Origin of the sequence: Virgibacillus profundi (assembly GCF_002287375.1) — a bacterium.
Classification (GTDB): domain Bacteria; phylum Bacillota; class Bacilli; order Bacillales; family Amphibacillaceae; genus Virgibacillus_K; species Virgibacillus_K profundi.
Genome location: NZ_NPOA01000002.1, coordinates 86,321 through 107,376, shown reverse-complemented (window position 1 = coordinate 107,376; position 21,056 = coordinate 86,321). Strand labels below are relative to the sequence as shown.

The following is a 21,056-nucleotide window of genomic DNA, read 5'->3' as shown; positions in this document are numbered from 1 at the left end:
GCGGCTGATGAGCCTCCTCGAACTACGTTCTGCGGGGTCTCATCTAGGCCTATCCTCCCGCAGAACAAGGAATGCTGCGACAGCGTTACATCGCACGCAGAAAATTGCTTTGTATTTTCAAGGAGTCTACGTAAATTTCCTACGCTAAGATAGTTTATTGTTTGTACCTTAGAATGATTATTTTACTAATGTCCCACCCTCATGATCTACTTAGGAAAGTACGCCACAGCTTCCAGGGCCGCCGGCAAAGTCGAGTCCACATGCACCTTGTTCATCATACAAATCTGCAACCTCTTCTTTATGACTTTTTGGAATAACGAAGCGGTCTTCATATTTTGCGATTGCCAGTAGGCGGAACATTTTCTTGATATCCTCTTCCTCTAAACCAAGTTCGGTGATAAGGTCTGTATCATAGGCTTTACCGGAAGTAGCTGCACGCATGTAACTGCGCATAACAGCCATTTTTTTCAGGACAATTCGAATTTGCTCCTTATCCCCTGCTGTTAGGAGATTTGCTAGGTATTCAATCGGAATTCGCATATTGTCAATTGCCGGGAAAATATCTTCTGTATCTGCATTGCTTCCTTTTCCTTCAATCATATTCATAATCGGAGAAAGCGGAGGAATATACCATACCATTGGCATTGTGCGATATTCCGGATGAAGCGGTAATGCAATCTTCCAATCGATAATCATTTTATAAATAGGAGATTTCTGTGCAGCTTCAATCCAGTCCATTGGAATTCCTGCTTTTTTCGCCTCTTTAATTACCTCCGGGTCATTTGGGTCTAAAAAGATTCCCAGCTGTGCGTTGTAAAGTTCTTTTTCATCGGTTACGGATGCTGCTTCCAATACTTTGTCTGCGTCATAAAGCATGATTCCGATATAACGGATTCTTCCTACACAGGTCTCTGAACAGATTGTTGGCTGGCCATTTTCAATCCTTGGATAACACATATTACATTTCTCCGCTTTATTTGTTTGCCAGTTGAAATACACTTTTTTGTATGGGCATGATGTTACACAATGGCGCCATGCACGGCATGCATTTTGATCAACTAGCACAATTCCGTCTTCATCCCGCTTATACATCGCACCGGATGGACATGAAGATACACACGGTGCATTGATGCAATGTTCACAAATTCGGGGAAGGTACATCATAAATACATCTTCAAATTCCGTTTTTATCGTTTCTTCCATCTTCACGACGTTTGGATCGCGAAGGCCGGTAATGTGCGCCCCTGCCAGATCATCCTCCCAGTTTGGTCCCCATTCCAGATCCATAAATTCACCGGTGATTGCCGATTTCGCACGTGCGACTGGCTGATGCTTTCTTTCCGGGCTATTTGTCAATGTTTCATAATCATAGTTCCATGGTTCATAGTAATCATCGAGCTCCGGCTGATTTGGATTATAAAACAGATTCATCAGACGCTTCACTCTTGAGCCTGATTTCAGCTTTAATTCACCATTATCCAGCTCCCAGCCACCTTTATATTTTTCCTGATCCTCCCATTGTTTCGGATAACCGATTCCGGGCTTTGTTTCCACATTATTAAAATACATATATTCCGCGCCCGGACGATTTGTCCAGGTATTTTTACAGGTAACACTGCATGTATGGCAACCAATACATTTATCAAGATTCATTACCATTCCAACTTGTGCTTTAATCTTCAAGCCAGTCAACCTCCTCAAGTTTTCTTATGACAACATTTAAGTCCCGTTGATTTCCTGTAGGACCATAATAGTTAAATCCATAACTCAATTGCGCATAGCCACCAATCATATGTGTTGGTTTCACATGGATTCGTGTTGGGCTATTATGTGTTCCGCCGCGATTCTTCGTTAATTTCGTCCCGGGAACATGAATATGTCTGTCCTGAGCATGGTGCATGAATGCCATCGTTCTTGGGATCCGGTGCGATACAACAGCCCGAGCCACAACAACACCATTCCGGTTAAAGCATTCAATCCAGTCATTATCTTCAACATCCACTTCTGCTGCGTCATCTTTATTCATCCAAACTGTTGGACCACCTCTGAAAAGTGTCAGCATTGGCTGTGAATCAAAGTACATACTGTGAATGGACCATTTATTATGTGGTGTTAAATAGTTCAGCGTAATCTCTTTTCCTTCCACTTCAGGCCGGTTTGCTTTAAATGGCGAATCATTTAATATCGGCTTAAACACGGCCAGGCTTTCTCCAAATTCCTTTATCATTTCATGATCAAGAAAATACGATTGTCTTCCCGTAATGGTACGGAATGGAATCATTCGTTCAATATTTGTTGTAAAAGGCGAATACCTTCTGCCACCTTTTTCCGAACCACTGAATGCAGGTGATGTTATGACTGTTTTTGGCTGTGCCGTGATTTGATCAAAGGTAAATAATTCTTCTTCTCTCTCACTGGCTAAATCTTTCAGCTCCAGATCTGTCTTCTTCTCCAGTTCCTCCCATGCCTTCACTGCTACTTTTCCATTGGTTGTTGATGAAAGCATCAGAATAGCTTCACATGCATCCCTTGCACTTGTTATATCCGGACAGCCATCTGCAATACTGCCATCTTGAATGGTCCCAATCGTTCGCTTCACCAAGTCATACTCTTTCTCCATATTCCAGTTAATGCCTTTCCCACCGTAGGCTTTCGTTACGACACCTTGTCCAAGTGACGTCATTTTCGTATAAATTTGCTTATAATCGTATTCAACAACATTAATATGTGGCATCGTTTTACCTGGAACAGGCTCACATTCACCTTTGGACCAGTCTTTTATCTCTCCAAAGCTTTGCGCCATTTCGCCTGGTGTATCATGCAGGATTGGGGATGCAACGACCTCTTTGATCGGCTCCATATCCAGTTCCTCTGCCAAATCAGATACTCCTTTTGCCAATTCCTTAAAAATATCCCAATCTGATTTTGCCTCCCATGGTGATGCTATTGCCGGATTAAATGGATGTACGAATGGGTGCATATCCGTGCTGGACAAATCATGTTTCTCATACCAGGTAGCAGCGGGTAAAATTACATCCGAATACAATGCCGTTCCCGCCATCCGGAAATCGAGATTAATCAACAGATCGAGCTTTCCTTCAGGTGCCTCATCGCGCCACTTAATTTCTTCCGGACGAATGCTGTCTTCATCTGAATTCAGCAGCCCGTGCGATGTTCCAAGTAAATATTTTAAAAAGTATTCATGCCCTTTTCCTGAACTGGAAATTAAATTAGCACGCCAGACAAATAAGTTTCTTGGGAAGTTAACGGAATCATCCGGATCCTCGATTGCAAACTGCAGCTCTTTATTCTTTAATTGTTCCGCTACATACTTTCCGATTTCCTCTGTTGTTTCATGGCCGCTATTGATGGCTTCGTTATAAACATCAATTCCATTTTTATTAAAAGTTGGATAGGATGGCAGCCATCCCAGTCGAGCAGCAAGTACATTGTAATCTCCATGGTGATCATATCTCGCTTTTTCCACATTTGCTGCGACCAGATTGCTTACAGGTGATTCCTCAAAACGCCACTGGCCTGTCGCAAAGTAGAAGAATGATGTCCCGTTTTGCAGCTTTGGTGAGCCCCAGTCTTTTGCTGTTGCAATTGTATTCCAGCCTTCCGCAGGTCTGAGTTTTTCCTGTCCGACATAATGTGCCCAGCCACCGCCATTCACACCTTGCGCCCCAACCAGGAGCACAAGATTGACAACTGCACGGTAAATCGTATCTGAGTTGAACCAATGATTAATTCCAGCACCCATAATAATCATGGAGCGGCCTTTTGTATCAATGGAATTCTGTGCAAACTCACGGGCAATTTTAATGACCAGATTGCGATCCACACCACTGATCTGCTCCTGCCAGGCTGGAGAAAACGGTGCAATCTCATCATAGGAGCTTGCAGCTTCCCCGCCGATTCCACGGTCAATTCCGTAGTTTGCCAGCATTAAATCATAAACCGTTGCAATATATTCTGTTTTCCCATTTAACGCTACTTTTTTCACAGGTACAGCACGGGCAAGCATTTTTTTCGTTTCTTCATCAAAATAAGGCATATCCACTGTTACGATTTCATCTTCCGCACCTAAAAAGCTTAACGTTGGTTCAATCGTTTCATTGGTGTTCTCATCAATTAAACGCAAATTCCATTTACCACTGCTGTCCCAGCGGGAACCCATCGTCCCCTGTGGAATGGAAAAATCATTTGTTGCCTTATTAAACATCGCTGGTTTCCATTCATTATTTTCTGAATCGATACCGAGATCTTTCGCGTGCAGAAATCGATCTGCTGTAAATGCCCCATTCTCTTTTTTCAGTCGTACGGAGAATGGAAAATCTGTATAGGTTTTTGCATATTCTTCAAAATAAGGAGTCATTTCCTTATGATAAAATTCATTTAAAATGACATGTCCCATCGCCATGGCCACAGCCCCATCTGTCCCTTGTTTGACAGACATCCATTCATCGGCGAATTTTGTAGATTCAGCGTAGTCTGGGCTGACAGAGATCACCTTTGTTCCCTTATAGCGTGCTTCCACGAGAAAATGCGCATCCGGTGTTCGTGTAAGTGGAACATTCGAGCCCCATGTCATAATATAACCAGAATTAAACCAATCCGAACTTTCTGGCACGTCCGTCTGATCTCCCCAAATCTGTGGGGAAGCTGGTGGTAAGTCTGCATACCAATCATAAAAACTGAGCATCGGTCCCCCGATGAGTGACATGAACCGGCTTCCAGCAGCGTGACTGATCATGGACATTGCAGGAATTGGAGAAAATCCAATATTGCGGTCCGGGCCATATTTCAAAGTTGTATAAAGCACAGAGGCAGCAACAAGTTTCTTAACCTCCTCCCACTCTGCACGAACTAATCCACCCTTCCCTCTTGCTCGTTTATAAAGATTAGCTTTTTCCCTATCCTCTACAATACTTGCCCAGGCCTCAAGTGGACTGGCATGTGTTTGTAATGCTTCGCGCCACAAGTTCAATAATTTTTTCCGTACATAGGGGTACTTCACACGCAGCGGGCTGTAGATGTACCATGAAAAACTGGCACCCCTTGGACATCCCCTCGGCTCAAATTCCGGCATATCAGGGCCTGTCGTCGGGTAGTTTAATTGCTGCCCTTCCCATGTGACAATCCCATCTTTTACATAGATATTCCAGCTGCATGAGCCGGTACAGTTAACACCATGTGTTGAACGAATTACTTTATCATGCTGCCATCTTCTGCGGTAAACATTTTCCCAGTCACGGTTTCCTTCCTGCAACTGACTATGATTATTCGAATACGTTTCTTTTGGTTTCAAGTAATTTAATCTTTGCCAAAGTGGAGATCGTTTCTTCATTGTTTTCCCTCCAAAAAATACATTTGAATGATGTATCTATATTTAAGCATCTGCATCAGTGTATGTTTGTGAAAAATGTCACAAAATTAACTTCTTCACGAATTAGTCATAATTAAAATATTCTATATACTATTTGTGATTTTTTTCACATTAATATAGAATAAAATTAACTATAATAGGGTAAATATTATTAAATACGATGTAGAAAGGAATTAAACTTACTTATGAAAAAGCCAAATGTTCAATTGACACTGCAAACTTCAAGTCTTTTTATTGGATTTATGGTCTGGGTTTTAATTTCTTCCTTAATGCCATTTATTCAGGAAGACATTGCCTTAACCAGCGGACAGGCCTCATTGGTTACAGCAATCCCAGTTATTTTAGGGTCATTGCTAAGGATTCCAATCGGTTTTTACACAGACCGATTAGGTTCAAGAGTTCTTTTTCTGATAAGTACGCTCATTCTTTTATTTCCGGTATTTTTTATTAGTATTGCCGATTCATTTGCGGATCTGGTTATTGGTGGATTAATCCTTGGTGTAGGGGGTGCGACTTTCTCCATTGGTGTAACCTCCCTGCCAAAATATTTTCCAAAAGAAAAACATGGATTTGTTAACGGGATCTATGGTGTTGGTAATATTGGTACAGCCATAACGACTTTTACTGCTCCAATTATCGCTCAAAATATCGGCTGGGAAAGCACCGTTCGCTTATTTATCATTTTACTGCTTATATTTGCTGCACTGATTTTTATTTTCGGTGACAGAAATGAAGTAACAGCCAAAAAGTCAATGTCGGAACAGATAAAAGGGGTATACCGAAATACGACATTATGGTTCCTCAGCCTGTTTTATTTCATTACATTTGGTGCCTTTGTTGCATTTACGATGTTTCTTCCAAGCTTTTTAGTCGATAATTTTGGATTGAATCCTGTTGATGCAGGTATACGAACTGCTATTTTCATCGCAATTGCAACATTACTAAGACCTATTGGTGGATTGCTGGCAGATAAATTTGATCCGTTTATCATTTTAATGTTTGTATTTGCAGGGGTTACTTTCTCCGGAATTTTACTGTCTTTTTCACCGAGTATCGGATGGTATACTGTCGGGGCGCTTGCTGTGGGTGTTACAGTCGGTATTGGAAACGGTACAATATTTAAACTTGTTCCACTATATTTCTCAAATCAGGCAGGGATTGTAAACGGTATTGTTTCTGCCATGGGTGGACTGGGTGGATTTTTCCCGCCACTACTATTAACAACCGTTGACAATATTACAGGCCATCATTCAATCGCATTTATGCTGCTTTCTGAATTTGCGCTAGTCAGCTTTGTTATTGTTATCTTCATGTATTATCAGGATCGGATGAATATTGAGAGACAAATAATCGAAGGTGCTACAGAAGGAATTATGGTTACAAATAAACATTTGGACATTCAAAATGTTAACCCGGCCTTCACACGCCTTACGGGATATGCAAAAGAAGAAGCAATTGGGGAAAAAACAAATTTTCTGAAGTCCGGGAAACATGATTCTGCTTTTTACGAAAAGATGTGGTGGGCAATAGAAGAAAACGGTTTTTGGGAAGGAGAAATCTGGAATAAACGAAAAAACGGAGAAGTCTATCCCGGATGGATTACAATAAGTACCATTAAAAATAATACAGGCGACATTAAACAGTATATTGCCCGATTTACTGATACTTCCCAAAAGTAATGGTTCTCAAGGGACGGGCTTCCCGTCCCTTTTTTACACTGATAGGAAAGTATAACTTTTTTCAGGAAATCAGTATAAGTGCAACTAAGGCTTTCGCCATTAAGGCTTGGCGATAAGCCAAGTTTTCTAATAAGTGATGGGAAGACATCTCTACCATGAACTAATAAATTCAAGCAAATATCGGCCAATTATTTTGTTCTGCAATTTTTTTCATTGCTGGATTTGGATTTACCACAATGGGATGGTCTGCAAACCGAAATAACGGAATATCACTGTCACTGTCAGCATAGGCCCAGATTTCCTGCTCGCTCTTAGCTGAGGTTTCACTATTTTCCATCCACTCCTTTACTTTCCTCACCTTTTCGTCCCCATTGATCATCGTATTAATTTCACCGGTACAGTTTCCCTGTTCATCATATAACAACTCTGTACCGATAACATGGACATCAAGCTGCAATTCTTTAATAAATGCGTGAAGAAATGGTAATAGCGCCCCGGATAATAGAATGACAAAGTCGCCCTGCTGCTGATGTTCACGTATTCTCGCAACCAAATCCCTATGTACTTCTTCCCTGCCAGTATTCACCAGTTGCTGAAAAAATGACTCTAACTCCTGCTTAGTTTTTCCCTTGAATGACTTTGCAAAAGCCTTAAAAAATTGCTGGCGAAAGGCTTGCTTTCCCTTAAGCAAGCCTTTACACACGGCCTTTACCATTCCAGCGAAAACAACAGTCCATTCCTTTATACTGAAATCCTTTTTCGCCACCTGGAACATCACGTTAAAAGAGTTTCCTCGAAAAAGCGTCCCATCAAAGTCGACCGTAACAACCGCCATGAATGTCACCTCTCAATTAATCATTTTCTGCTGCTTCATATTCATGAACCCAAACTTTCATTTTGGGTGCCCATTTCATACCGGGATGCAGGGACAGGATGGACTGTTTATATTCCTCCACATTATGATAGCCTTCCTGTTTCGCATCTTCATCAGTAACCTCGTCCAACTTTTGTATATAAACATTTTTCACTATAAATTTCTTGTCTTTTAGCACCAGAATTTCACCAATATCTGCATAACGGCCGCTACGACGAGTTGCTGTTTTTTGCCCTTTGATTACTTTTTCTATATCCGCTGGTTTGGTAACAAGTTTATCAATTGTATTTGCCTTTGGCGGTAGTGAGTTATTTTCACTGCTCATCGGATTCTCTCCTTTTTCATTTCTATTATAAGTATAAAGGAAACATTAGCTTGTGTCATCGGGTGACACAGGAAACAGTTCATTCCCTGTTCCATTGTTCCAGCGTTTGTCCCCACATTTATTCCAGGATTCGAAATTCTGTCATATCTATGTGACTAATTTCAATATACGTGATTAATATCACTTTATAGCTTTTTTATCATGGTATTATTTAATCGTACCAGAAACAAACGTATCATACATTGTGAATTATTACACAACAAATTACATATAGGAGCTGGTTAAATTGATTATGAGTTTTATACGAAGCAATAAGATTGTAGCAGCTGTTTTAGCTCTTTTAAGAATATATATTGGTTATCGCTGGGTTACAGCAGGATTTGGGAAGATGACCAGTGGTGGCTTTGAAGCAGGAGGATTTATTCAAATGGCTACCGAAAATTCAGCAGTTCCAGGATGGTGGGCTGCATTTCTTGAGACTGTTGCATTGCCATATCAAGGTATATTTTCCTTAATGGTGATGTGGGGTGAACTTTTAGTAGGAATCGCATTGATTTTAGGGATCTTCACAAACTTCGCCGCATTGATGGGAATTGTCATGAACCTATCATTTCTCTTCAGTGGGTCAGGGATGATAGACGCACAAATGGCTACAGCCGCAGTATTCCTCGTCATAGCTGGAAATAATGCTGGAAGACTTGGATTAGACAGATGGATCCTGCCTTTCTTAAAAAGTGCCATTATAAAACAACATAAAAAGCAGGATAGTGAAGATGTAGTTGTTGTGTAGGTCTATGAAAGCTACTTGGAGTTTTATTCGGAAATATCCTAAAATAAATGGCCTGTCCTCAGAGGCAGGCCATTTGATTTAAACTTCCATTTCATTTCCTATTCCTAATTCCTTTAACTTGAAATAAATTCCCTTTGCTACAACTAAATCAAAATAAGCTGCTCCAACTGATTTGAAAAACGTGATTTCTTCATCACTTTTCCGAAGCAAATGATCACTCTCACTCAATTCGCTTAACTCAGCGTAAATGTCTGAAAAACTCCATTCACTTTCACGATCCGCATGTATAAGCTCACCGGCCTCTTCCTTAATCCCAGCCAAATCATCAACCACAATTTTTGATGCCTTTTGTATCGTAGTTAGGTCAACTTCCCTCATTGTAGGCAAATAAGAACCCACGCCATTGATATGGGTACCAGCTTTTAGCAGTTCACCATTAAATACAGGTTCATTGGAACGGGTTGCACAACAGATAATATCCGCCTTCTCTAGGACTTCATCTACATTTTCCAAAATTTCAATATCCTGACTGACACCAAAATCAATCAGCTTTTCTTTAAATTTTACTGCTTTTTCCTTCGTTCTGTTAAATAATTTTATTTCGTCCATATTCCGAACCTCAAGCACCCCGATTACCTGTTCAAAAGCCATTGCACCGGTTCCAATCACACCAAGCACTCTAGAGTTTTCTTTTGCAAGTTTTTCCGTAGCAATTCCACTTAGAGCCCCGGTCCTCAGCCTTGTTAAATAGGACGCATTCATCATGCATAAATGTTCACCGGTTGTTGCATCTGTTAACATTAATACACCCTGTGTGGTAGGCTTTCCTTTTTTCGGATTTTCAGGAAAAATGGACACAACCTTCACCGAAGCAATTTCCTGTGATAAATCAGCACTTGGCATGTATAATGCGGACGCTTCGTGTTTCGGCACATCAATCACAGTTCGATGTGGACTAGTTATTAATCCGTTCTTTTTTGAAATAAGCCCCTGCTTCAAGTCTGAAATTGCATCCTTCATCAAATAATTTTTCTGTATATCCGATTCTGACAAAATAAGCATAAATTATCCCTCTCCCTTGGTCCTGTTTATCTTACTTTAGCACATCTTTTTGGGCAAAATAACACATACTGATAAAAAAGGAGGTTATTTTGTGGCAAAGGATAAGACAAAAACGAAAAACAAAAGCAAAAAGGAATTAAACGATATGAAGAGTGAAAATAAATATAGAACGAACCGCCCACCAGGAAATTAAAAAGTATCTGTTATTAAATCTGCATTTTGCTACGGCATGTGCAGATTTTTTAATGGAATTGCTTAATTTTTTCAGTTGAAGGGTGGTAAATATATTCTCTTTTCATGTAAATAATAAGAATGGAAAGGAGGTTATGGATTGAAAATTAAAGGTACAGGAGAAAAAATCGAGGAAACCGCAGAAAGCTTAATAAGAAAAGGTGTTCCAGCAAAAACAGCAGCATACGCCTCTTCCATGGGATATCTTAGACATTTGAAAGAGAAGTAAAACTGAAAGGAGCAGCGTATTGCTCCTTTCGGTTGTTAGGAAGTGTGTATAACTTGAAGGTTGAGAGATAGTGGCGTTTTGTTGAGAGATAGCTGCGATTAGTTGAGAGATAACTGTCACTAGTTGAGACATAATTATAAAATAGTCATGTTTCTCTCAACTTCGCTGGGCTTTCTCTCAACATTCTATGTTCTTCTCTCAACTTCACTGGGTTATCTCTCAACTTCCTATGCTCTTCTCTCAACTTTCTGGATTGTCTCTCAATTTTGCAGCACTATCTCTCAACTAAACCATCCAACCATTTTTCTGCTAAACAGAACATATATTTTGTAGTAAACTATTGAAGTGTGACAAAATATATTTTTTGCAAAGGAGTTACATTCATGAATGGTACAGCACATGCAGCAGTTGGAGGAGCAGCAGGATTTATTGTTGCAAACACGCTTCAAACCAGTCCTTCCATAACAATATGTCTTGTAGGGCTTGGTGCCATCTCCGCACTGGTTCCCGACCTCGATATTGATGGAAAGCTTCGAGGGAAAATTACATTATCCCATAAAATGCTTCAGACAGTTGCCCAGCTTATCGGTGTATTAATGATCATTTATAGTTTTTATGAAGGTACAGATGCTGGTAAGTTTCTGGGCGCTGGGGTTGGACTGGGTATCATCATTATCGCATCAAAGCTTAAACAAAAGCATATGCTGAGCCTTACCGGGATTGGCGTACTTGCAGGTGGATCTTCACTCCAGGAAAGCTGGCTGATCCTGTTTGGAATTTATATTTTAATCGCATCTGTCGTTTCCCACCGGAGTTATACCCATTCAATCATTGGAGTAATTTTTTTCGCCTTAATTGCCTCCAAGCTGGAAACATCTTTTGGCCAGGATGGAATTTATTACACATGCCTCATTGGGTACATCAGCCATCTCGTCGGTGATAGTAAGCTTTTGCCCTTTAATAAACGGGGAATTAAGCTGTTCCTGCCTTTGTCGTCGAAGGAAGTGTAATATTTATCTTGCTTATTTTGGTGGGGCAAGCAATGTGCAGCCCCAATCATTTAGAAAATATAAATGCTTAAATCACCATTTTAAACTGGATTTCAATTCATTCCATCAAAGTCAAACTTCATCCAGTTGGATTCTTACTATCAGTTAACAAGTAATAAACATCTGCCAAGAATATAAGTATCTTGGTAAACTTAAAAATCCCTGTAAATTAAAAAACAATAACTTTTTATTTACAAGACTTTTATTTATTTCTTATAACAAATGGAAAGAGCGTTACTTAAAAGTTGAGAGATAGCGGCGGATAGTTGAGAGACATCTGTCATTTGTGAGACATAACTATAAAATAGCCATGTTTCTCTCAACATCACTGTCCTATCTCTCAACTTTACCGGATTGTCTCTCAACTTTGCAGCATCCTCTCCCAACAAAGAAACTCCCTGTCTCTTCTCCCTATCATTTGTTCATACTGTATATAGTTGATAAAATAATTAATATAAACATACATGACTGGATGTGGGACAAATGCGAAAGTTAAGGAACATCATCGTTTTACTGCTTATTGCTTTGACACTTTGGCATTTTTATGGAGAAGCATTCCAACGTTCCGGTGTTCAGGGTGTTGTACAGGAAATGAGCTCCACTGTGAATGATATCAAAGAAAATCCTAAAGTAGCTGCAACAATAGATACATTAAATCAGGAAATCCAATTATTAATTGGAAAATTAAAAGAATCTCTACCCGATAGTGAGGAGTCAGATCAGCTTGACGTAGAGAAACCGCAACTGGATGCGCCAGAACAATCCTTTTCCATTCATAATGTGGAAATGGGTGATAAACGTTCAGATGTAGAAAACCAAGTCGGCGAACCTGAGCGCTCCACTTTAAATGAATACGGGGTAGATTGGGTAACGTATCATGAAAATTATCAAAACTTCTTCATGGCTGCATTCAATGAGCAAGATCAAGTTGTTGGGTTGTACACCAATCAGGATCTGCTCTCGTCTACAGAAGGTATTACCTTTGCAGATACAAGGGAATCCGTTTTGTCTGCGTTAAATGAACCACTTAAAGCAATACGAAAAGGTTTTGTAAATTACCAAATTCAAAGTAATCAGGAATATGATATGTTTCTGATCGATAATAATTATGTGACAATTTTCTATGATAAGCATGAAAACAATACAGTTACAGCAATACAAATTATCAGTGGCGAATTGGAACAGGGAAAAGAAGAATACTTTTCTGATCCTAGCAAGGAATTAAAAGAGGGGTTTGAATATCAATTATTCGACCTGACGAATGCAGCCAGAGTCGAACATGGCCTTTCCGCTTTATCCTGGGATGAATCAGTAAGGCAAACAGTTCGAGACCATAGTGCAGACATGGCTGAAAACAACTATTTCGGTCATACAAATCAGGAAGGAGAGTCTCCATTCGACCGGATGAAAGAAGATGATATTGTCTTTCGAATGGCAGGGGAAAATCTCGCCGCAGGACAACCAAGCAGTATTTTTGCTCACGAAGGTCTCATGAACTCACTGGGACACAGGGAAAATATATTGAAGGAAGAATACGAGGCCCTTGCTGTCGGAGTTGCTTTTAATTCTGATTCACAGCCATTTTTCACAGAGAATTTTTTAACAAAATAGAATGAAGAGTTTTGAACTGCACCGTAAGTTAGGTGCAGTTTATTTTTTCTGCTCGGCGGCTAGCAAGTAGTTCAAGCTGTCGTGTGCCATTTCGAAAATCCTTTTGTCACAGGCCTTTTTAAAAAATCCAACCTACTGCGGTTACAGCTATAATCTTTATTTTAGATATTATTTAGTTTATATTAGAAATATAAACCGTTTCGTGATAGGCGTCTAGCTAATCTAATATAAATTATTACAATACTAAAAAATGGCATACGAAAAAGGAGGTACTTAAATGACTAAACGTAAAGGTATCAAACGGCATGAGTCACTGCAGCCGTTGTCGCGTCACCATATGATTGGTCTGCATGTAGCGCTTAAATTAAAAAGAGCTGGAAAAGAAGAAAGTCGATTAACAATAGAAGAAATAATACAAGATACAATGGATTTTTGGAATCCGGATGGTCAAAATCATTTTCGGGAAGAAGAGGAAATCTTGCTACCAGCATATGCCCAATACGCAGAAATCGAGCAGCCGGAAATTATAGAAATGCTTCTGGAACATGTGAAGATCCGTTCCAAAATCGAGGGAGTTTTAAAATCTAAAGAGATTAACATTGAGCTAATGCATGAGGTTGGCAGTTTGTTAGAGTCGCATATTCGAAAAGAAGAACGTGTCATTTTTCCAATGATAGAAAAAGTTTTGCCGGAAGATAAACTTGTAGAACTTGCGCCTTATCTTCATTAAGTTGAAAACAATTCTCAGATTTCCAAAGAGAATTTCATCCATTTTAAAGCAACCATAACAAATGTGGTTGCTTTTTTCTAGTAAAAATAATTTTATTGGTTAAATGATTTTGGATTTCCACATTAGGCGAAAGCTGTACGTTTATCAACACCTTTTTATTGACTTATCATAATAATAAAATTATTATGAATATAGACTTTCATATTTAAACAACACCTTATAAAAATTTCGAAAGGTGGATACGTGATGATTAGTAATGAATTTTACTCACAGGAAAACCATGGGCCGTATGAGCTTTACAGTTTAGGTGACTTCGAGCTGGAAGATGGTGGAGAAATTCCGGATTGTAAATTGGCTTATAACACTTTTGGAGAGTTGAACAAAGCAAAGGATAATGCAATTATTATTCCTACATGGTTTTCCGGGACAAGCAAGGACTATGAAGCTTATATTGGGGAAGATAGAGCTTTGAATCCAAATAAATACTTCATTATTATTATCAATCAGATCGGAAATGGACTGTCTAGTTCCCCGCATAACAGCCCGGACCTTATGTCCATGAGTGACTTTCCAAATGTAAGAATTGGCGATGATGTACGTGCACAGCATCAATTGATTACTGACAAATATGGAATAAAGGAAATTGCATTAGTTGTTGGCGGTTCCATGGGGGCACAGCAGACATTCGAATGGGCAGTGAGATATCCTGATATGGTTAAACGGGCAGCACCGATTGCCGGGACTGCAAAAAATACACAACATGATTTTTTATTTACGGAAACTTTAATAGAAGCAATTACTTCTGACCCTGGGTGGAAAAGTGGCAACTACCAATCAAATACCGAGATAGCAGAAGGCTTAAAAAGACATGCCAATATTTGGGCTGTCATGGGGCTTAGCACCGAATTTTACAAGCAGGAAAAATGGGAGCTATTTGGAGTAGATACCTTAGATGAATTCATTACCGGTTTTCTCCAACCTTTCTTCCAAATGATGGATCCAAATGCTTTACTGACAATGGCTTGGAAATGGCAAAGAGGGGATGTCAGCAGGAATACAAATGGTAATCTTGAAGAGGCACTTGGAAGAATCAAAGCTAAAATGTTTATCATGCCGATTGATGAAGATATGTTCTTCCCACCAAGAGACTGTGAAGCGGAACAAAAAATGATTCCAGGCAGTGAGCTCAAGGTCGTCCATAGTATTGCCGGACACTTTGGTTTATTTGGTGGGGAAGGTTCCTACTACCATGACCAAATCGACAAGCATCTTAATGAGTTACTGGCCATTCCGGTTCCGGATAAAGTTATATAAAGATATGCATAGATGAGAGAGTCGGCCACAGTTTGGCTGACTCTTTTTGACTTTTGACCTTGTTGCTTATTTTTTTCATTGGTTTACGATGACTAGTCACGCGAGCAGTGCAGGCTTTAGGAAATTTCGAGGAGTAGCCAGGCATCCCACCTATCCCCTCTCCCTCTTCCTCAAAAACAAATGCTCCAACGCACCCGTCCCTATAAAAACACCACTCAAAATCAATACAAATCCGGCGACATGATTTTTCGTAATAACTTCATTTAAAAATACTGATGCGCCGATGATCGCAAAAAGTGTGTTCAAGTTTATGAAAATTGCTGCTTCCGCCGGACCTACTTTTTTAATCGCATAATTATAAGTCAAATGCCCAAATCCTGTTGCTAATACTGCACTGAATAAGAAAACCGATCCCAATTTCCAGTCTATCAAATTGGTGATCTCCTGAATCCCCGGATTGAATATTTGGCTAAACAAAAAGATAAAAATAGCACCAATCACCAGCATATAACCAGTTGCCAGCCTCGGATCAAATGTCGGTTTTAATTTACTTATCAATACAAAGCTAAATCCTTGTACAACAACGGCTAAAAATACGATGAAGTCCCCTAACGAAACGGCCGCTATTCCATCCTCACCTGTCAATGTCGTCACGACAATACCGATAAACCCTAATACAAAGCCGGAAATTTTTATCCATGAAACGCGCTCACGTAAAATGATTAATGCCATCATTACTGTGACCAGCGGCATCATTCCCAGTATTAATCCGCCATTTATACCTGTTGTCATTTCCAGACCAACCGCGACAAACGAATGGTGTAAAATCACGTTAAACACAGCTATGTAAAAAATAACGAGCCACTCATGCTTATAGGGCAGCCTCAATATCCCCATCACATAGCAAATGATTAAAACGGTAATGCCTGCCAACATGATTCGAAATGACGTAAGCAGCACAGGATCAATGGCATCAACCAACACCTTTAACGCAGATAAATTTAACCCCCACATTACCATGACAAGCAGCAACAGAATATAAATTTTAACCATTCATTTACTCTCCCAGCCCCAAAGTTCTTATTCTATCACTCTACTATAGTGATGTGAGGCTGTCATTAATTGGGATTGCCTTTGCGGGATACTGTTGTAATATATACAATTGGAGAGCTGTTTGTTCTGATGAAATAGACATTCATCAAAGGACAATACAGCTTTTTCATTTAAAAATGCGAACCCTTTCCACCCCAAAATAAAGCAACAACAGGAATTTAACCGCTTCATAAAGGCTATAGCTAATATAGCTCCAAATGTTACCGCTTACTATCACTTTATCGTCAATATACACCCGACTTGCGCTGAAACCCTTGAAGTATGAATTGTATATGTTACGCTATTAAACGTTAAAGAATAAGTCAACGGGAGCGTATTAATTTTGAGGAATAAACGAATTGCATTTATAGGTGCAGGTAATATGGCTGAAGCAATTATTTCGGGATTTATAAATTCCGGGAAATTAGAAAAAGAGCAAATCATCGTTACAAACCGAAGCAATCAAGAGCGTTTGAACGAATTAAATAGAAAATATGGCATTGAAACTGTAACGAAAGATCAGTTGGATTATAGAACGATTGATATTTTTATTTTAGCAATGAAACCGAAAGATATTGATGGTATTTTGGAAGACCTATGCGAGAAAATCACTGCAGATCAATTACTCATTTCTGTGTTGGCTGGTATTTCTACTTCTTATATGGAAGAAAATTCAAGCGATCGTCAGCAAGTAATCCGGGTAATGCCTAACACTTCCAGCATGATTCAGGAATCAGCAACCGCCGTTTCGCCTGGTAAGCATGTAACAATGGATCAGGTAATGCTTACGAAGGAACTGATGAAATGCATTGGCGAAGCGTATATCATTGACGAAGATATGATGGATATTTACACCGGCATTGCAGGTAGTGGTCCGGCATATTTTTACAACTTAATGGAGCATATTGAAGAAGTTGGCCAACAAGCTGGACTTGGCCGGGAACTGGTACGTGAGATTGGCGCACAAACACTGCTTGGTGCTGCAAAAATGATCATAAAACAAGAAGAAACACCAACAGAGCTTAGGAAAAATATTACGTCTCCCAATGGGACCACCGCAGCCGGATTGGCCGCATTAAATGCGCATGGAGGCGGAATAGCAATTAAAGAAGCTGTGAAAAGTGCAGCTTTAAGGTCGAAGGAATTGAGTAAAGAGCCTGAGGAGAAGTTGGTTCTGCAGAGGTAAATGTTGAGTATCGAATAATAATAGACGAAAAAATCATATAATTATTTGGTGGAACGGTTGAATTTCATGCTGTTCCACCAACAATATTGTGTTTCGACACAATTTAGAAACGGCAGCATCAGGCTAATAAGGCTCAAACTGCTCCCTCTATTTTTTTATACTTTGCTCGATCTTATTTGTCTTCCTTTTTACAACTTCTACTTCTTTAAATAGAAGGTCAATGTCTGATCGGGTATCTTGATTCGTTATGCGCATGTCTTTTTGGATATCAGTAAAGTTTTCTGTCATTAATGTAGTATTGTGTCTAATAATACCTTTCAGCTCCTCCAGACCATCATCCAATTGGTCAAAACGGCTATTTGCTGACTCCTGCCATTTTTCATTTTTCTATAACACCTCATTCCTTCATCAACCCGATGCTGACGAATATATTATCAACTTTTTGCTGAAGCGGCTTTTCGAAAGTGACAAAGGGAATTTCATTAAAATAGATGAGTACAAGAAATAGTGGGAATAAGAAAAGTGTATATAAACGAAAATGCTTGAAAAAGGAATGGGTTTTGTGTTTCATACCATACGCAATCAGCCATGGAATAAAGATTCCTATAGTTACCCCAATCATATTGGCAATCGCATCCAAAAACTCAGCACTTCTTGTGGGAAGCATATATTGTCGATACTCTTCTGCAATCCCACTAGTCACCAAAGTAATCCAAAGATAACTTAAGTTCCGGAGGGCTACTCCCCTGGCTGACAAAAGAATAATTACGGTACCTGCTACAACGGATATTATCGTAAATAATAACACATGCATTTGCTTGTCCACACCAAAAATCAGTTGGTAATCCAAAATCACTTCCATCACCTCCCAACTCCAGTATTCACAGGGTTGGATGGTGATAGACCTCTTTTTTGGTAGTTTTTATAATTCAGCGTGCTGTCATAAATCCCAAAATAAGTCATGAATGGGAATTTATTCGGGTATCAAAAGTGTTTAACATAGCAGGGCGCTGACCATTGATCCACAACAATACCTTCACCAACGATTTTTCCGAAATACAACCAACTCATACCCTTCAATTAAAGTAAATTCCCCATTTACTTCCTGCTGAACTGTATTCCCTGAAACAACCGTATTTCTTGCAATAACCTGCCATTTGCCTGTAGATGGTAATTGCAGTGAAACTTGTTTGTGGGTTGGATTCGTATAAATCGCGAAATCTACCTTATCTCCTAACAACACAAATCCAAACACAGGGTCGATTGTGTCCAAAATGTGAAGTCTTTTTCTGATTTCCTGTTTGGATGAAAGTCGAAAAACGTCGTATTTTTTTCTCAATGCGATGAGTTCTTTGATAAATTCGATAGGATCATTTTCCAGTTCCCGCTTTTGCCAATCCAATTGATTGATTTGATCACCGGATAGATAGCTGTTTTCATCACCTTGTTTGCTTCTAAACCATTCCTGGCCTGCATGGATAAATGGAACGCCCTGGCTTAATAACGTTATTCCTGTAGCAAGCTGATGCATCTTTTTTCTGTTCGTTTCTTTTTCCTCCCGGTTTGTAAGAAGAAGTCGATCCCAGAGTGTGTGGTTATCATGACACTCTACATAATTTATCGTTTGATTCACATCTGAGACAAAAGGTTCACCATATTCTTCGAGCGCGGATCCAGACACAAGGCTTGGAAGTCTTTCAATAAAATGCCCTTTCCCATTTACATACCCGACACCATTAGCGAATTGATCCCCCTTTAGTGAATTACGGAAATAATCATTGAAAAATCGAATGCCCGGCAGTTGATGGGACTGGCTGGAAGTGGCCTTCTTATCTGATGCTAATGCTGTAGGGAGATCCCATCCTTCACCAAGCAGCATGATTGGAACCGCTTCTTTTTTACACCGTTCTTGAATTTCCTGCATTGTACGGACATCCATGATTCCCATTAGGTCAAAGCGAAACCCATCTACGTTGTACTCTTTCAGCCAAAGATCAATCGTATCCAAGATGAATTTCCGCACCATCTTTCGTTCTGTTGCCAGATCATTTCCCACTCCTGTACCATTGCTGAGATTGCCGTCTGTATGGTAGCGGAAATAATAGCCGGGGACAATTTTTTCAAATGGGGATTCTTCCATGATAAACACGTGATTATAAACAACGTCGAGTATGACGGAGATCCCTTCCCGGTGAAAATTTCCGATCATCTGCTTGCATTCGTTTATTCGTGCTAATGGATCTTCAGCTGCAGTAGAATAACTGCCCTCTGGAACCTGAAAATATAATGGATCATACCCCCAATTATAATCATTTTCTGGATGGAGCTCGTTTACCCTAGCAAAATCATTGATCGGCAAAAGTTGTACATGCGTACAGCCTAGTTCCTTTATATAGGAAAGGGCTGTCGAAAATCCATTTGGAGTGGTCGTTCCTGTTTCAGTCAAGCCTAAAAACTTCCCCCTATTTTTGACCCCGCTATCTTTTTTGATCGTAGCATCTCTTACATGCAGTTCATAAATGATTGCATCCTGCAAATTAGTGAGCCTTGGCCTCGCTGAAGCTTCACCTGACTGGTCTGTTCTGGAAAAGTCAATGACCACACTTTTCTCACTGTTGGCAAGCATTGATTTTGCATACGGATCATTAACACGTTCCGTTTTGCCGTTAATAGTAACTTCGTATTCATAGGCACACCCATGCCAATCACCGTTTACCTTTAATTTCCAGACACCATTTTTTTGTTTATCGAGTAAAAGTAAATTCTTACCTATTGATACCTTTACAGAATTAGCCGTTGGTGCCCAGATGGTAAAGGTTGTTGCTTTCTTTTCGTAACTCGCTCCAAAAGTAGTATGTAAAGCAGCATAGTGATTATCAAACCAACTCGTACGAACGACTGCCCCCGGATACACCGGTATCCTTTCCTCACCCCAAAGAAGAGTAAGCTCCTCCCCCATCGGAAGGTCTTCAGTAAAAGTAATTGTAACAGTCGCATCATTTATAACCTTTTCCACTTTTGCCTCGAAATACTTCTCTTTTGATTTCCAATAAATGACGGGATCATTTTCTTTAGCCTGCAATAACGAATGATTGTTTATAAAAGCAGTTAACACATGTACATCATCAATCCATGCCACTTGAGCCACCACGAATGCAACTCCCTCTCTATCTGCTTACCTGTTATTTAGTATATGTTCCTATTTTTATTTTTGAAACAAGTTTACCTAGTCAGTTTTACAATTGATGGAAAGTTCTGCTTAACAAAAGATGATAGCCAATTTTTCATTAATTTAAACAAAGAACCTTTAGTCCATATTTTAGAAAACTTGGCATTCTCTTTAGGTTGGGTGAATGCCTTAGCTGCCAAAAAATCACTTCTCTCACGTGACACTTCCTTACATTCCAATAGGGCTTGAGTACTAGAACTCCCTTCGGCAAATGTTCATACAACCTCTGACTAATATCGACTAAATACGCATTATTGTAAATTTAA

Annotated in this window: 16 protein-coding genes; 8 read left to right on the top strand and 8 right to left on the bottom strand. The window is 39.7% G+C overall.

Annotation, left to right across the window (positions count from 1 at the left end):
• Window positions 1-210 precede the first annotated feature (210 nt).
• A complete protein-coding gene (gene narH / locus CIL05_RS03575) occupies window positions 211-1,683 on the bottom strand; it encodes a nitrate reductase subunit beta (protein WP_095654141.1) in 1,473 nt (490 codons plus the stop codon).
• The gene (locus tag CIL05_RS03570) at window positions 1,673-5,350 is read right to left on the bottom strand and encodes a nitrate reductase subunit alpha (protein ID WP_095654140.1); all 3,678 of its coding nucleotides are present in this window, start codon (window positions 5,348-5,350) and stop codon (window positions 1,673-1,675) included. The genes narH and CIL05_RS03570 overlap by 11 nt, the downstream gene beginning before the upstream one ends.
• 224 nt (window positions 5,351-5,574) lie before the next feature.
• On the opposite strand from CIL05_RS03570, the gene CIL05_RS03565 reads away from it, so the two are divergent.
• Window positions 5,575-7,068 (top strand): nitrate/nitrite transporter, encoded by a 1,494-nt coding sequence (locus CIL05_RS03565; RefSeq protein ID WP_095654139.1) that lies wholly within the window; start codon window positions 5,575-5,577, stop codon window positions 7,066-7,068.
• Window positions 7,069-7,237: 169 nt separating this feature from the next.
• On the opposite strand, the gene CIL05_RS03560 is transcribed toward CIL05_RS03565, so the two are convergent.
• Both CIL05_RS03560 and CIL05_RS03555 read right to left on the bottom strand, forming a co-directional pair.
• Window positions 7,238-7,903, bottom strand: a complete 666-nt coding sequence (locus CIL05_RS03560) for an HAD family hydrolase (protein ID WP_095654138.1) — start codon at window positions 7,901-7,903, stop codon at window positions 7,238-7,240.
• Window positions 7,904-7,919: 16 nt separating this feature from the next.
• Window positions 7,920-8,267 carry an ASCH domain-containing protein gene (locus CIL05_RS03555; protein ID WP_095654137.1) on the bottom strand — a complete coding sequence of 116 codons (348 nt, stop codon included), beginning with the start codon at window positions 8,265-8,267 and terminating at the stop codon, window positions 7,920-7,922.
• Window positions 8,268-8,559: 292 nt separating this feature from the next.
• Between CIL05_RS03555 and CIL05_RS03550 the strand changes: the two genes are divergently transcribed.
• On the top strand, window positions 8,560-9,057 hold the full coding sequence (locus CIL05_RS03550) for a DoxX family protein (RefSeq protein WP_338066921.1): 498 nt from the start codon (window positions 8,560-8,562) through the stop codon (window positions 9,055-9,057).
• 78 nt (window positions 9,058-9,135) lie between these two features.
• Here the strand turns inward: CIL05_RS03550 and CIL05_RS03545 are convergent, their stop codons facing one another.
• Entirely contained in the window at window positions 9,136-10,119 is a 984-nt protein-coding gene (locus CIL05_RS03545) for an ornithine cyclodeaminase family protein (RefSeq protein ID WP_095654135.1), read from the bottom strand.
• 331 nt (window positions 10,120-10,450) lie between these two features.
• Between CIL05_RS03545 and CIL05_RS22760 the strand changes: the two genes are divergently transcribed.
• The 5 genes from CIL05_RS22760 (at window position 10,451) to CIL05_RS03520 (ending at window position 15,283) form a co-directional block, all read left to right on the top strand.
• Window positions 10,451-10,579: a hypothetical protein gene (locus CIL05_RS22760; protein ID WP_276245327.1), complete on the top strand. Its 129-nt coding sequence runs from the start codon at window positions 10,451-10,453 to the stop codon at window positions 10,577-10,579.
• A gap of 383 nt (window positions 10,580-10,962) precedes the next feature.
• Window positions 10,963-11,589: a metal-dependent hydrolase gene (locus CIL05_RS03540; RefSeq protein ID WP_095654134.1), complete on the top strand. Its 627-nt coding sequence runs from the start codon at window positions 10,963-10,965 to the stop codon at window positions 11,587-11,589.
• 522 nt (window positions 11,590-12,111) lie between these two features.
• Window positions 12,112-13,239, top strand: coding sequence for a CAP domain-containing protein (locus tag CIL05_RS03530; protein WP_095654132.1), 1,128 nt, complete (start codon window positions 12,112-12,114; stop codon window positions 13,237-13,239).
• A gap of 277 nt (window positions 13,240-13,516) precedes the next feature.
• Window positions 13,517-13,969, top strand: coding sequence for a hemerythrin domain-containing protein (locus CIL05_RS03525; RefSeq protein WP_240510099.1), 453 nt, complete (start codon window positions 13,517-13,519; stop codon window positions 13,967-13,969).
• Between the two features lie 246 nt (window positions 13,970-14,215).
• Window positions 14,216-15,283: an alpha/beta fold hydrolase gene (locus CIL05_RS03520; RefSeq protein ID WP_095654131.1), complete on the top strand. Its 1,068-nt coding sequence runs from the start codon at window positions 14,216-14,218 to the stop codon at window positions 15,281-15,283.
• A gap of 150 nt (window positions 15,284-15,433) precedes the next feature.
• Here CIL05_RS03520 and CIL05_RS03515 read toward each other — a convergent pair whose 3' ends face one another.
• Window positions 15,434-16,336: a DMT family transporter gene (locus CIL05_RS03515; RefSeq protein WP_095654130.1), complete on the bottom strand. Its 903-nt coding sequence runs from the start codon at window positions 16,334-16,336 to the stop codon at window positions 15,434-15,436.
• A 379-nt stretch (window positions 16,337-16,715) separates the two neighbouring features.
• On the opposite strand from CIL05_RS03515, the gene proC reads away from it, so the two are divergent.
• Window positions 16,716-17,561: a pyrroline-5-carboxylate reductase gene (proC, locus tag CIL05_RS03510; RefSeq protein ID WP_095654129.1), complete on the top strand. Its 846-nt coding sequence runs from the start codon at window positions 16,716-16,718 to the stop codon at window positions 17,559-17,561.
• 397 nt (window positions 17,562-17,958) lie between these two features.
• Here the strand turns inward: proC and CIL05_RS03500 are convergent, their stop codons facing one another.
• Window positions 17,959-18,417 carry a VanZ family protein gene (locus CIL05_RS03500; RefSeq protein ID WP_100662722.1) on the bottom strand — a complete coding sequence of 153 codons (459 nt, stop codon included), beginning with the start codon at window positions 18,415-18,417 and terminating at the stop codon, window positions 17,959-17,961.
• Window positions 18,418-18,597: 180 nt separating this feature from the next.
• Entirely contained in the window at window positions 18,598-20,712 is a 2,115-nt protein-coding gene (gene pulA / locus CIL05_RS03495) for a type I pullulanase (RefSeq protein ID WP_095654126.1), read from the bottom strand.
• Between the last annotated feature and the right edge of the window lie 344 nt (window positions 20,713-21,056).